Below are 12,899 nucleotides of genomic sequence, written 5' to 3' on the forward strand. Positions count from 1 at the left end.
GGGGCTTTAATCAATAGGTGACCTGATGAAACTGTGTGACTTTGACGTTGGCCTGGATCAGCCGTTGTTCCTGATCGCCGGCCCCTGCGTGATCGAGTCGATGCAGCTGCAGCTGGACGTGGCCGGCAAGCTGAAGGAGATCACCGGCAAGCTGGGGATCAACTTCATCTTCAAGTCGAGCTTCGACAAGGCCAACCGCACCTCCGGTACCAGCTTTCGCGGCCCGGGCCTGGAAGAGGGCCTGAAGGTGCTGGCTGCGGTAAAGCAGCAGATCGGCGTGCCGGTGCTGACCGACGTGCACGAATACACCCCGATGAACGAGGTCGCCGCCGTCGTCGACGTGCTGCAGACCCCGGCCTTCCTGGTGCGCCAGACCGATTTCATCAAGAACGTCTGCGCCGCCGGCAAGCCGGTCAACATCAAGAAGGGCCAGTTCCTGGCGCCGTGGGACATGAAGCCGGTGGTCGACAAGGCCAAGTCGACCGGCAACGAGCAGATCATGGTCTGCGAGCGTGGCGCCTCGTTCGGCTACAACAATCTGGTCAGCGACATGCGCTCGCTGAGCGTTATGCGCGACACCGGCTGCCCGGTGGTGTTCGATGCCACCCATTCGGTGCAGTTGCCGGGCGGGCAGGGCAGCAGTTCCGGCGGCCAGCGCGAATTCGTGCCGGTGCTGGCGCGCGCGGCGGTGGCGGTGGGCATTTCCGGCCTGTTTGCCGAAACCCATCCGGACCCGTCCAAGGCCTTGTCGGATGGCCCCAACGCCTGGCCGCTGGACCGCATGGAAGAGCTGCTCGAGACCCTGATGGAACTGGATGCCGTCACCAAGAAGCACGGGTTCGCGCGCTTCGCATGAGTTCCGATCCCTGGGCGCTGGCCGCGTCGCAGCGCCAGCGTCGGCAGTGGCGCCACTGGCCCTGGGGCTGGATCGCGCTGGTCGCATCGATCGCCGCGTGGGCGTGTATGGCCGCAATGGTGTTTCTGGTCGCTGCCAGCATCGGCATGCCGGGTGACGGCGACCATGCCATGCAGGCCACGCGGGTGCCAATGCTGGTTACGCTGCTGCTGGCCGCGGTGGCGATCACAAGTTGCCTGATCGCCGGCCCGCTGGCGTTGCGGCTGGCTCGCCAATCCGGCGCAGCGATCTTTGCGTTGGTGTTGCTGTCAGTCTTGCTGCTGCTGTCTGGGCTACCGCTGCTGGGCTTGATGGCCTAGCGGCATGTGTGCCGGCCTGTTGCGTGCGGCAGCTTCACGCGATTTGGCAATGTGCCGGTGTGCGGCGATAATCCCGCAGCTTGTTTCCGGTGTACTTCCCCCTTACTGGTAACCGATCGACCTATGACCACTATCGCCAAGATCCTCGCCCGCGAAATCCTCGACTCCCGCGGCAACCCCACGCTGGAGGCCGAAGTCACGCTGGACGACGGCTCGTTCGGCCGCGCTGCCGTGCCCTCGGGCGCCTCGACCGGCACCAAGGAAGCGGTGGAACTGCGCGATGGCGACAAGACCCGCTACCTGGGCAAGGGCGTGCTGCATGCGGTGCAGAACGTCAACGGCACCATCGCAGAGACGCTCAAGGGCTTTGACGCGGCCGACCAGCAGGGTCTGGACCGCCGCCTGATCGACCTGGACGGCACCGAGAACAAGGGCCGCCTGGGCGCGAACGCGCTGCTGGGGGTTTCTTTGGCCGCCGCGCATGCGGTGGCCGCCTCGCGCAAGCAGCCGCTGTGGCAGTACCTGTCCACCATCACCGAGTCCGATGTGGCACTGCCGGTGCCGATGATGAACATCATCAACGGCGGCGCGCATGCCGACAACAACGTCGACTTCCAGGAGTTCATGGTGCTGCCGGTCGGCTGCAGCTCGTTCTCCGAAGCGCTGCGTGCCGGCACCGAAATCTTCCACGCGCTCAAGTCGGTGCTCAAGGGCCACGGCCTGAGCACGGCGGTGGGCGACGAAGGCGGCTTTGCGCCGGACTTCCGCAGCAACGTCGAAGCGCTGGACACCATTCTCGAGGCGATCGGCAAGGCCGGCTACACCGCCGGCGAAGACGTGCTACTGGGCCTGGACGTGGCCTCCAGCGAGTTCTACGACAACGGCAAGTACAACCTGGTCGGCGAAAACAAGCGCCTGACCAGCGAGCAGTTCGTCGACTTCCTGGCCGACTGGGTCGCGCAGTACCCGATCATCAGCATCGAAGACGGCCTGGCCGAGGACGACTGGGCCGGCTGGAAGCTGCTCACCGACCGCGTCGGCAAGAAGGTGCAACTGGTCGGCGACGATCTGTTCGTCACCAACCCGAAGATCTTCAAGCAGGGCATCGACTCGGGCACCGCCAACGCGATCCTGATCAAGGTCAACCAGATCGGCACGCTGACCGAGACGCTGGAAGCCATTGCGATGGCGCATGCGGCCAACTATGCCTCGATCGTCTCGCACCGCTCGGGCGAGACCGAAGACACCACCATCGCCGACATCGCCGTGGCCACCACCGCCACGCAGATCAAGACCGGCTCGCTGTGCCGCAGCGACCGCGTCGCCAAGTACAACCAGTTGCTGCGCATCGAGCAGGCGCTGGGCTCCGGCGCGCGTTACGCCGGCCGCGACGCGTTCGTTTCGCTCAAGCGCTAAGCCGTGCGCAACTGGCGCTGGCTACTGCTGGTGCTGGCGGTGCTGCTGGCTTGGCTGCAGTACCGCTTCTGGTTCGGGCCTGGGAATTCCGGTGAAGTGATGATGCTGGAAGCCCAGGTCGCGCATCAGACACAGGACAACGAAGGTCTGCGCCAACGCAACCAGGCGTTGGCAGCAGAAGTGAAGGATTTGAAGGACGGCGAAGCGGCAATCGAGGAACGCGCGCGCAGCGAGCTGGGCATGATCAAACCGGGCGAGACGTTCTATCGCGTGGTCGAGGATGCACCGCCGCTGCCGCCCGCAGTGGCCGCGCCGTCCGCTGCCCCCGTCGAGCCTGACGCTCCGGCGGAACAGCCATGACCGGTTCGATCTGGGCGATCGTGCCGGCCGCCGGGCGCGGCACGCGTTTTGGTGGGCAGACCCCCAAGCAATATCTGTCCGCTGCCGGGCAACCGCTGATGGCCTACACGCTGGCGGCGCTTGCCGCGCATCCGGTGGTGGCCGGCATCGTGGTGGCCATCGCGCCCGACGATGCGGATTGGCCGGGCTGGACTTCGGTGCAGGGCAAGCCGGTGCTGACCTGCGTCGGCGGCGGGACACGTGCGGCATCGGTACTGGCCGGATTGCTGGCCTTGCCGGAGAGCGTGCGGGCCGATGACTTTGTGCTGGTGCACGATGCCGCGCGTCCCAATCTGGCGCTGGCCGATCTGGAGCGTCTGCTGGAAATCGGCCGCGGCGATCCGGTCGGCGCGATCCTGGCTGCACCGGTGCGCGACACGCTCAAGCGGGCCGGCGACGATGGCGGCATCGATGCCACCGAGCCACGCGAGCGGCTGTGGCGCGCACTGACCCCGCAGCTGTTCCGTCGCCATCAACTGATCCGTGGCCTCACCGAGGCGTCGGCGGCCGGGGTGGACGTGACCGACGAGGCGATGGCGATGGAGCGGCTGGGATTGCGCCCGTTGCTGGTGGAAGGTGCCGAAGACAACTTCAAGGTGACCACGCCAACGGATCTGGCGCGATTCGAATTCGAACTGGCGCGCCGAGGTGTTGCAGTGGATGCCCAGTCGCCTGCAACCGACCCGCGCGCCGGGGCGGTCGTTGGCTACACCGATGCGCTGTCCGCTGGTGCCCACCACGACGCCGACGCTCCCTAATCACCACGGATTACCATGTCTTTCAATTTTCGAATCGGTCAGGGCTACGACGTGCACGCGTTCGGTGCGGGCGACCACGTGATGCTGGGCGGCGTGCGCGTCGCGCACAGCCATGGCGTGCTCGCGCACAGCGATGGCGACGTGGTGTTGCACGCGCTGTGCGATGCGATGCTGGGTGCGCTGGCGCTGGGCGATATCGGTCAGCACTTTCCGCCGTCCGACGCGCGCTGGAAGGATGCCGACAGCGCGCAGTTCCTGCAGCATTGTGATCACTTGCTGCGCGAGCGTGGCTGGCGGGTCGGCAATGCCGATGTCACCGTGATCTGCGAGCGTCCCAAGATCGGCCCGCATGCACTGGCGATGCGCGAACGCATCGCCGGCCTGCTGGCGATCGAACTCGATGCAGTCAGCGTCAAGGCCACCACCAGCGAAAAACTCGGCTTCACCGGCCGCAGCGAGGGCATCGCTGCGCAAGCGGCAGTCTTGCTCGGCAGGATCGCCGGCTGACCGCGGCTCACAGACGCCTGCGCACCGTCGGTGGCATGGACGGTGCCGGACATGGCGATCATCCCGCATACCCTCCAGTGCTGAGCCTGCCGTCCACACGCATCCGATGCCGGCCAGGTGTTCCAGCCGCTCCAGATCGCGGTTACCTGCGCCGGGCTCGTCTTGGCGTCGCACCGCGACATCACCGCGCCGAGGCATTCGGCACATAGCGCACGACCTGTCGGCGCGAAGGTAAATCACAGCATGAGCGACACCTCTGTTCTGCCGCGCGCGCATGGCGCTGCGGTCCTCGGCGCGGCAATGCGCAGCACGCCCGACGATTTTCAGGTCGATGAGCTGCCCGCCTTCGAGCCAACCGGCGAGGGCGAGCACCTGTTGCTCACCATCCGCAAGCGTGGGCAGAACACCGCCTATATCGCGAAGAAACTCGCGCAGTGGGCCGGAATCGCCGAGATGGGCGTCAGCTACGCCGGGCTGAAGGACCGCCATGCGGTGACCACGCAGCGCTTCAGCGTGCATCTGCCCAAGCGCATCGCGCCGGAGCTCGCCGCGCTCGACGACGATGAGATGCAGGTCATCGCCAACACCTGGCACAACCGCAAGCTGCAACGCGGCGCACTGCTGGGCAATCGTTTCGTGTTGACGTTGCGCCAGGTGCACGGCGAGCGTGCGGCGATCGAACAGCGCCTGCAGGCGATCGCCGCGCGCGGTATCCCGAACTGGTTTGGCGAACAGCGTTTCGGCCGCGATGGCGGCAACGTGGCCTCCGCGCTGGCGATGTTCGGTTATGTGTCCAATGCCGACGGCACCTTGTCGGCGGCGCCGGCATCCCGGCGGCGGCGGCGCAACGATCAACGCTCGATGCTGCTGTCGGCGGCGCGCTCGGCGTTGTTCAATCGGGTGCTCACCGCGCGCGTGGAGCAGGGCAGCTGGGACACCGCGCTGGATGGCGAGGCGTGGATGCTGGATGGCTCGCGCAGCGTGTTCGGCCCCGAGCCGTTCACCGATGTACTGGCAGAGCGCCTGGCGCGTTTCGATATCCATCCCAGCGGGCCGTTGTGGGGCGCCGGCGAGCTGCGTTCGACCGCGCAGGCCGCGGCGGTGGAGCAGGGCGCGTTGTCCGATCCGCAATCGGAGGTGCTGCGACAAGGTCTGGAGGCCGCGGGCTTGAAGCAGGAGCGCCGCGCACTGCGCTTGCGTCCGCAACAGCTGGAGTATCGCTGGCTGGATGCGGACAGCCTGCAGATCGCATTCGCACTGCCGCCGGGCTGCTACGCCACCGCGGTGCTGTGGGAGCTGGGCGAGGTCAGCGACGCCGGCCGTCTCAACGCTGGCCTGGGTTCCGACGCCTAGGCCTGCCCGGTTGTCGTTGGCTGCCCGGCAAACACGTCACCGCCGTAGGAGCGGACCTGGCCGCGACAGGCCTGCCCATCAACGCGTCCTTTGCGCAAGCGCATGCCTGCACCAGCGACCCGTCGCCCAATCGGCGCTAACGCCGTGCCAGCAACACCAGCAATGCTCCGGTGCCACCTTGCGTGGCCGGCGCGGAATGAAACGCCAGCACGTCGTTGCGCTGACGCAGCAGGCGATCCATCAGGTTTTTCAACACCGGCGCGCCGTTGTCCGACTGCAGCCCCTTGCCGTGGATGATGCGCACGCAGCCATGGTCGTGCGCATGCGCTTCCAGCAGGAACTGCCGCAGCAGGGATTCGGCCTGCGCGGCGGTAGCGCCATGCAGGTCCAGTTCGTCCTGGATCGAGAACTGACCGCGCTTGAGCCGCTGAAACAATCGGGTGGGAAGATTCTCGCGCCGGTAGCTGGCGGTATCGCCGGCCTCCAGCGGCGCACTGTCGCGCAGCAGACGCGCGAATTCGGTGTGCGCTTCCGCATCGTCGCGCTCGGCCATGCGTGCGCGCGGCTTGGGGCGCGGCTTGGCATTGGCCGGTGGGGCGACTTCACGAATCGGCTTCACCGCGCCGATCGCTGCGCGGAACAGCGCGCCGTCGTCTTCGTCTTCAGGATGCGACATGCTCACAGCCTAACCTGCCCAACCTCAGGCGCAAGCGAAGATCAAGCGCGAAGGGCGCGGACGCATCCGGTATCATGACCCGGTTTTCCGAGGAGTCCCATGCGCGTACTGGTTAGCAACGACGACGGTGTCGACGCCCCCGGCATCCAGATTTTGGCCGAGGCGCTGCGCCATGCCGGTCATGAAGTGATGGTGGTCGCGCCCGACCGCGACCGTTCCGGCGCCAGCAACTCGCTGACGCTGGATGTGCCGATCCGCACCCGCCGCATCGACGCGCAGACCTGCGCGGTTGCCGGCACGCCGACCGACTGCGTGCATCTGGCGCTGACCGGCATGCTCGATTACGACCCGGACATCGTGGTCTCCGGCATCAACAACTCGGCCAATCTCGGCGACGACGTGATCTATTCGGGCACCGTGTCCGCCGCGATGGAAGGCCGCTTCCTCGGCCTGCCGGCGGTGGCGGTCTCGCTGGTGACGCACAATCACGAGGCGCATCACTACGAAACCGCCGCGCGCGCCGCGGTGGAGATCGTGGCGCGGCTGAAGGCCGACCCGTTGCCCGCCGATACCATCCTCAACGTCAACGTGCCGGACCTGGCCTGGTCGGAGGTGCTCGGTTTCGAGGTCACCCGGCTGGGCAACCGCCACCGGTCCGAGCCCTGCGTGCCGCAGCGCGACCCGCGCGGCCGCACCGTGTACTGGATCGGCCCGGCCGGGCCGGAGCAGGACGCTGGCGCCGGCACCGACTTCCATGCCGTGCGCACCGGGCATATCTCGATCACCCCGATCCATGTCGACCTGACCCGCTATCAGGCGCTGGAGACGGTGGCCGGCTGGGTGGGCGGCCTGACCGCCGCGCTGGATACGCCGGCATGACGCCGAGGCTGCGGCTGCAACCGGAATCGGTCGGGATCGGCATGACCTCGCAACGCGTGCGCGACCGGCTGGTCGAGCGCCTGCGCGAGGCTGGCATCCAGGACGAGGCCACGCTCAACGCGGTGCGCACCGTGCCGCGCCATCTGTTCATCGACGAAGCGCTGGCCTCGCGTGCCTATGAAGACACCGCCTTGCCGATCGGCCACGGCCAGACCATCTCGCAGCCCTGGGTGGTCGCACGCATGACCGAGGCGGTGCTGCAGGTTGGCCCGACCAAAGTGCTCGAAGTGGGCACCGGCTCCGGCTACCAGGGCGCGATCCTCGCCGCGCTGGGGCTGGAGGTGTACACCGTCGAGCGCATCGGCGACCTGCTGCGGCAGGCGCGCAAGCGCTTCCGCCATCTGGGAATGAACGTGCGCAGCAAGCACGACGACGGCCGCATCGGCTGGCCCGAACATGGCCCCTACGATGCCATCGTGGTCACCGCCGCGGCCCCGGCGCTGGTCGACGCGCTGGTCGATCAGCTGGCGGTCGGCGGGCGGCTGGTCGCGCCGGTCGGTGGCGCCTCGTCGCAGTCACTGGTGCAACTCACGCGCGCTGCCGACGGCGCGATCGAGCAGCAGGTTCTGGCGCCGGTCACGTTCGTCCCGCTGTTGTCGGGCATGCTGGATTGAATCCATGAGAGTTTTTCGATGAAGATCTTCGGGCCGTTGTACGACGTGGCCATTCGCTGGTCGCGCAATCGCCGCGCTCCGGCGCTGCTGACCGGCCTCAGTTTCGTGGAGGGTTTCATCTTCCCGGTGCCGCCGGAGGTGATGCTGGCGCCGATGTCGCTGGCCGAACCCAGGCGCGCCCTGTGGTTCGCCACCTTGAGCCTGATCGGCTCGGTCTGCGGCGCGCTGGTCGGTTACCTGCTGGGCCATTTCGCCTTCGCCGCATTGCAGCCGCTGATCGAATGGCTGGGCTGGAGCGCCAAGATCCAGGCGCAGATCGAGACGCTGCGCACGCTGGTCGCCGATTCGCCGTGGAAGGCCTTCTGGGCGCTGGTGCTGGTGGGCTTCACCCCGATCCCGTTGAAGATCTTTACCTGGGCCTCGGGCGTGGTCGGCGTGCCGATCCTGCCCTTCATTGCCAGCATGCTGGTGGGGCGCGGCAAGCGCGTGTATCTGGTGGCCGGCGCGATCCGGCTGGGTGGGGCGCGTGCCGAGGCCGCGTTGCATCGCTGGATCGAGCCGCTGGGCTGGGTGGCCATGGCCGTCCTGGCGGTGGGAGCAGGCTGGCTGGTGTGGAAGACAACCAACGGATGAGCAAGTTGCAGATGAATTCGGTACGTAAGACAGCAGTCCTGCTCGCAGTCGCCGTCGGGCTGGGCGCCTGCAGCAGCGCCACGGTGGTGCGTTCACCCGGAGCCGGCGGCGGTTCGGCGTCCGCGCGTCCGTCCGCGGCGCCGCGTCCGTCGGTGCCGCGCCCGGGTGCGACCGTCACCGTGCAGCGCGGCGACACGCTATACGCCATCTCGCGCCGCACCAATATCACCGCGCCGGATCTGGCGGCCTGGAACGGCCTGTCCTCGCCGAACACCATCTATCCCGGCCAGACCCTCAAGCTCTATCCGCCCGGAGCCAGCAGGCCGGGCGGCAGCAGCTCCAGCGCTGGTACGGTGGTTCCGCCGCGCCCGAGTGCCCCGATCGCAGCACCGGTCAGCAGCGGATTTCCGTGGCGCTGGCCAGCCGACGGCGTGGTGGTCGGCACCTTCGTCAGCGGCGAGACCACCAAGCAGGGCGTGGACATCGCCGGTGCCAGCGGGCAGGCGGTGCGGGCCGCGGCCGATGGCGTGGTGGTGTACTCCGGCGCCGGCCTGGTCGGCTACGGCGAGCTGATCATCATCAAGCACAACGACCAGTGGCTGTCCGCCTACGGACACAACCGCAAGCGCCTGCTCAACGAAGGCCAGAGCGTCAAGGCCGGCCAGCAGATCGCCGAGATGGGCCGCAGCGGCGCGGCCCGCGACATGCTGCACTTCGAGATCCGCTACAACGGCAAGCCGGTGGATCCGCTGCTGTATCTGCCTAAGAAGTGATTCGGGATTCGGGATTTGGGATTCGCAACGGCAACGGCGCTGGGCTGATGCTGCCGCGTGGAAGATGCGTTCTAGCGGCCTGAAGATTGCTCGGGGTGTCGCTCCTGCTGTTGGCATGAGAGCGACACCTGCTCCAGCCCGCAGTTGCAAATCCCCAATCCCGACTCCCTAATCCCGGCCTTCCAGGATCATCGCCAATGCCACCCGGCGGCCTTCGCTGGCCAGCACGTTGTAGGTGCGCGCCGCAGCCGCATTGGTCATCGCTTCCAGGCCGATGCCGCGGGTCAGGCAGGCTGCCAGCACGTCCGTCTTCGGGAACTGCTGCCGCTCGCCGGTGCCGAGCAGGATCACCGCCGGGGCGAGCGCCAGCACCGCGTCCATATGCGCGACCTGGAGCTGTTCCAGGCTGGAGACCGGCCAGCCTTCCACCAGCTCGTCGGGCATCAGGATGAAGCTGCGCTGCAGAATCTGATCGTTCACCTTGGCGTGGCGGCCATCGGCCGCACGCAGCGCATAGGTGTAGTCGGGGTGTTCCTGGCTTAAGGGCATGTCGAACTCGTCGGGTCAGCCGCGCGGCAGCACGATCTGACGCTTTTCCTTGCTGGGGCGGTACAGGATGGCGACATGGCCGATCCGCTGCACCAGCGCGCTGCCGGTCTGCTCGGTCAGTTCGGCAATCATGGCGTCACGGGCCTCGCGATCCTCCGATGTCACCTTCACCTTGATCAGTTCGTGGCGCTCGAGCACTTCCTCGAGTTCGGCCAGAAATGCCGGCGTGACCCCTTTGCCGCCGGTTTGCAGCAGTGCCTTGAGATCGTGGGCCTGGCCGCGCAGGAAACGGTTCTGGGCGGAGGTGAGAACAATGGACATGCAGGATCAAAGGGCAGCAAAGGGTGTTCAGGGTATCATGGCGACCCGTTCAGACCCCTTTGCCGATGCCTTCCCGTAGTAAAAGCAGCCAGCGCTGGCTCAAGGAACACTTCGCCGATCCGTTCGTCAAGAAGGCGCAGGCCGAAGGCATGCGCTCGCGTGCGGCCTACAAGCTGGAAGAACTGCTCCAGCGCGACCGCCTGCTCAAGCCGGGCATGGTGGTGGTCGACCTGGGCGCGGCGCCAGGCGGTTGGTCGCAACAGGTACGCAAGTCCATGGGCGACAGCGGCCGGGTGGTGGCGCTGGATATCCTGGAGATGCCGCCGCTGGCCGGCGTGGAGTTCCTTCACGGCGACTTCAGGGAGCAAACCGTCCTATCGGAATTCGAGGCGATGCTGGGCGATGTGCCGGTGGACCTTGTGCTGTCCGATATGGCCCCCAATAAGAGTGGCATGGATGCGGTCGACCAACCGCGGATGATGCACCTGGCGGAACTGGCGATGGAATTTGCCGACACCCACCTCAAACCGGGCGGGGCGTTCCTGATCAAGCTGTTCCAGGGTGTCGGGTCCGACGATTACATTCGTGAGCTTCGCCGCCGCTATGACAAGGTGACGATTCGCAAGCCGGCGGCCTCGCGCAAGCGCTCCCCGGAAGTTTATGCGCTCGGTCAGGGCAAGCGTGCCCAGATCAAGTAAGCTGCCAATGACCACCGTGTTTCAAGAATTTGAAGAGTAGAGGGCACCGGAGCCAATGAGGATGAACGACTTGACCAAGAATCTGCTGCTGTGGGTGGTCGTCGCGGTTGTGCTGATGGTCGTCTTCCAGAGCTTCTCGCCGCGGATGGCGGGCGGTGTCGGCCCCGACTCGATCACCTACACCCAGTTCCTGAAGGAAGTGGACTCGGGCCGCGTCAAATCGGTGGACTACACCGACGAGACCAACCTGGCGGTCAATGCGATCCGCTTCAAGCGCACCGACGGCAGCGAAGCCACCGTCTACGGTCCGCGCGACGACAAGCTGGTCGACGTGCTGTATAGCAAGAACATCGAAATGACCCGCCAGAAGCCCTCCACCGGGCCTGGTTTCTGGTCGTTGGTGCTCAATTTCCTGCCGGTCATCCTGATCATCGGCTTCTGGCTGTTCATCATGCGCCAGATGCAGGGCGGTGGCGGTGGCGCCAAGGGCGCAATGAGCTTCGGCAAGTCGCGCGCCAAGCTGCAGGGCGAGGACCAGGTCAAGATCACCTTTGCCGACGTCGCCGGCTGCGACGAGGCCAAGGAAGAAGTCGGCGAGCTGGTCGACTTCCTGCGCGACCCGACCAAGTTTACCAAGCTGGGCGGCAAGATCCCGCGCGGCGTGTTGATGGTCGGCCCACCGGGTACCGGCAAGACGCTGCTCGCCAAGGCCATCGCCGGCGAGGCCAAGGTGCCGTTTTTCAGCATCTCCGGCTCGGACTTCGTGGAAATGTTTGTCGGCGTGGGTGCCAGCCGCGTTCGCGACATGTTCGAGCAGGCCAAGAAGCATGCGCCATGCATCATCTTCATCGACGAAATCGATGCAGTGGGCCGTCATCGCGGCGCCGGTCTCGGCGGCGGGCATGACGAGCGCGAGCAGACCCTGAACCAGTTGCTGGTCGAGATGGACGGTTTCGAAGGCGGCGAAGGCGTGATTGTCATCGCGGCGACCAACCGTCCCGACGTGCTGGATCCGGCGCTGCTGCGTCCGGGCCGTTTCGACCGCCAGGTCGTGGTCGGCCTGCCGGACGTCAAGGGGCGCGAGCAGATCCTGCGTGTGCACATGCGCAAGCTGCCGCTGGCCGACGACGTGGTGCCGATGGTCATCGCACGCGGTACGCCGGGCTTCTCCGGTGCCGACCTTGCCAACCTATGCAACGAGGCGGCGTTGTTTGCCGCACGCGGCAGCGAGAAGGAAGTCCGCATGGACCACTTCGATCGTGCCCGCGACAAGATCCTGATGGGTGCCGAGCGCCGCTCGATGGCCATGAGCGAGGACGAGAAGACGCTCACCGCGTATCACGAGGCAGGTCACGCCATCGTCGGCCGTCTGGTGCCCGAGCATGACCCGGTCTACAAGGTCACCATCATTCCGCGTGGTCGTGCGCTGGGCGTGACCATGTACCTGCCCGAGGGCGACCGCTACTCGATGAATCGCGTGGCGATCGAGTCGCAGCTGTGCTCGCTGTACGGCGGCCGCGTTGCCGAAGAGCTGATCTTCGGTGGCGACAAGGTCACCACCGGCGCGTCCAACGACATCGAGCGTGCGACCAAGATGGCACGCAACATGGTGACCAAGTGGGGCCTGTCCGACGAGCTCGGCCCGGTGGCCTACGGCGAGGAGGAGGACGAGGTGTTCCTGGGGCGTTCGGTCACCCAGCACAAGAACGTTTCCGACGAGACCGCGCGCAAGATCGACGAAGTGGTGCGCTCGATCCTGGACAAGGCTTACAGCAAGACCAAGGCCATCCTCACCGAGAACCTGGACAAGCTGCACGCGATGTCGCAGTTGCTGCTGCAGTACGAGACCATCGACGTGCCGCAGATCGACGCCATCATGGAAGGCCGCGAGCCGCCGCCGCCGGCGGGTTGGGGCAAGTCCGACAAGGACGGTGGCAACAACAACGACAAGGGCAGCCCGCGTCCGTTGCCGCCGATCGCCGGGCCGGCCGAGCAGCTGTAACCAACGCATCGGTCAGCTGCAGCAGCATCCATCAAGGCCGGGAAGC

Annotated in this window: 16 protein-coding genes; 13 read left to right on the forward strand and 3 right to left on the reverse strand. The window is 66.5% G+C overall.

Annotation, left to right across the window (positions count from 1 at the left end):
• Positions 1–25 precede the first annotated feature (25 nt).
• The 7 genes from kdsA to truD all read left to right on the forward strand — a co-directional run bounded on the left by kdsA (position 26) and on the right by truD (position 5,648).
• Complete coding sequence (gene kdsA / locus AC1PLS_RS08940; RefSeq protein ID WP_006453321.1) at positions 26–856, forward strand: 3-deoxy-8-phosphooctulonate synthase; 831 nt, start codon at positions 26–28, stop codon at positions 854–856.
• Between the two features lie 116 nt (positions 857–972).
• A complete protein-coding gene (locus AC1PLS_RS08945; RefSeq protein ID WP_024939566.1) occupies positions 973–1,215 on the forward strand; it encodes a hypothetical protein in 243 nt (80 codons plus the stop codon).
• A 123-nt stretch (positions 1,216–1,338) separates the two neighbouring features.
• Complete coding sequence (eno, locus tag AC1PLS_RS08950) at positions 1,339–2,631, forward strand: phosphopyruvate hydratase (protein ID WP_016904017.1); 1,293 nt, start codon at positions 1,339–1,341, stop codon at positions 2,629–2,631.
• 3 nt (positions 2,632–2,634) lie between these two features.
• Complete coding sequence (gene ftsB, locus AC1PLS_RS08955) at positions 2,635–2,991, forward strand: cell division protein FtsB (protein WP_016904016.1); 357 nt, start codon at positions 2,635–2,637, stop codon at positions 2,989–2,991.
• On the forward strand, positions 2,988–3,788 hold the full coding sequence (gene ispD / locus AC1PLS_RS08960) for a 2-C-methyl-D-erythritol 4-phosphate cytidylyltransferase (protein WP_184434273.1): 801 nt from the start codon (positions 2,988–2,990) through the stop codon (positions 3,786–3,788). The genes ftsB and ispD overlap by 4 nt, the downstream gene beginning before the upstream one ends.
• 15 nt (positions 3,789–3,803) lie before the next feature.
• Positions 3,804–4,295: a 2-C-methyl-D-erythritol 2,4-cyclodiphosphate synthase gene (gene ispF, locus AC1PLS_RS08965; RefSeq protein ID WP_065032327.1), complete on the forward strand. Its 492-nt coding sequence runs from the start codon at positions 3,804–3,806 to the stop codon at positions 4,293–4,295.
• A gap of 243 nt (positions 4,296–4,538) precedes the next feature.
• Positions 4,539–5,648 (forward strand): tRNA pseudouridine(13) synthase TruD, encoded by a 1,110-nt coding sequence (truD, locus tag AC1PLS_RS08970; protein ID WP_481104409.1) that lies wholly within the window; start codon positions 4,539–4,541, stop codon positions 5,646–5,648.
• A 136-nt stretch (positions 5,649–5,784) separates the two neighbouring features.
• Here the strand turns inward: truD and AC1PLS_RS08975 are convergent, their stop codons facing one another.
• Positions 5,785–6,324 carry a Smr/MutS family protein gene (locus AC1PLS_RS08975; RefSeq protein WP_039527819.1) on the reverse strand — a complete coding sequence of 180 codons (540 nt, stop codon included), beginning with the start codon at positions 6,322–6,324 and terminating at the stop codon, positions 5,785–5,787.
• A 99-nt stretch (positions 6,325–6,423) separates the two neighbouring features.
• On the opposite strand from AC1PLS_RS08975, the gene surE reads away from it, so the two are divergent.
• Genes surE through AC1PLS_RS08995 form a run of 4 tightly spaced genes read left to right on the forward strand, consistent with a single transcriptional unit; the run spans position 6,424 to position 9,283 of the window.
• Complete coding sequence (gene surE / locus AC1PLS_RS08980; protein WP_054592807.1) at positions 6,424–7,203, forward strand: 5'/3'-nucleotidase SurE; 780 nt, start codon at positions 6,424–6,426, stop codon at positions 7,201–7,203.
• Positions 7,200–7,877 carry a protein-L-isoaspartate(D-aspartate) O-methyltransferase gene (locus tag AC1PLS_RS08985; protein ID WP_016904010.1) on the forward strand — a complete coding sequence of 226 codons (678 nt, stop codon included), beginning with the start codon at positions 7,200–7,202 and terminating at the stop codon, positions 7,875–7,877. Before surE ends, AC1PLS_RS08985 begins: the two co-directional genes overlap by 4 nt.
• An 18-nt stretch (positions 7,878–7,895) precedes the next feature.
• Positions 7,896–8,510 (forward strand): YqaA family protein, encoded by a 615-nt coding sequence (locus AC1PLS_RS08990; protein ID WP_016904009.1) that lies wholly within the window; start codon positions 7,896–7,898, stop codon positions 8,508–8,510.
• Entirely contained in the window at positions 8,507–9,283 is a 777-nt protein-coding gene (locus tag AC1PLS_RS08995) for a peptidoglycan DD-metalloendopeptidase family protein (protein WP_054592808.1), read from the forward strand. Before AC1PLS_RS08990 ends, AC1PLS_RS08995 begins: the two co-directional genes overlap by 4 nt.
• A 168-nt stretch (positions 9,284–9,451) precedes the next feature.
• Here the strand turns inward: AC1PLS_RS08995 and AC1PLS_RS09000 are convergent, their stop codons facing one another.
• The gene (locus tag AC1PLS_RS09000; protein WP_039520793.1) at positions 9,452–9,832 is read right to left on the reverse strand and encodes an Mth938-like domain-containing protein; all 381 of its coding nucleotides are present in this window, start codon (positions 9,830–9,832) and stop codon (positions 9,452–9,454) included.
• Positions 9,833–9,847: 15 nt separating this feature from the next.
• Positions 9,848–10,153, reverse strand: coding sequence for a ribosome assembly RNA-binding protein YhbY (gene yhbY / locus AC1PLS_RS09005; RefSeq protein WP_024939574.1), 306 nt, complete (start codon positions 10,151–10,153; stop codon positions 9,848–9,850).
• 65 nt (positions 10,154–10,218) lie between these two features.
• On the opposite strand from yhbY, the gene rlmE reads away from it, so the two are divergent.
• The gene (rlmE, locus tag AC1PLS_RS09010; protein WP_016904005.1) at positions 10,219–10,851 is read left to right on the forward strand and encodes a 23S rRNA (uridine(2552)-2'-O)-methyltransferase RlmE; all 633 of its coding nucleotides are present in this window, start codon (positions 10,219–10,221) and stop codon (positions 10,849–10,851) included.
• 61 nt (positions 10,852–10,912) lie between these two features.
• Positions 10,913–12,853, forward strand: coding sequence for an ATP-dependent zinc metalloprotease FtsH (gene ftsH, locus AC1PLS_RS09015; RefSeq protein ID WP_024939575.1), 1,941 nt, complete (start codon positions 10,913–10,915; stop codon positions 12,851–12,853).
• Positions 12,854–12,899: the final 46 nt, after the last annotated feature.

The sequence above is a fragment of the Xanthomonas sp. NCPPB 3218 genome, assembly GCF_056725185.1.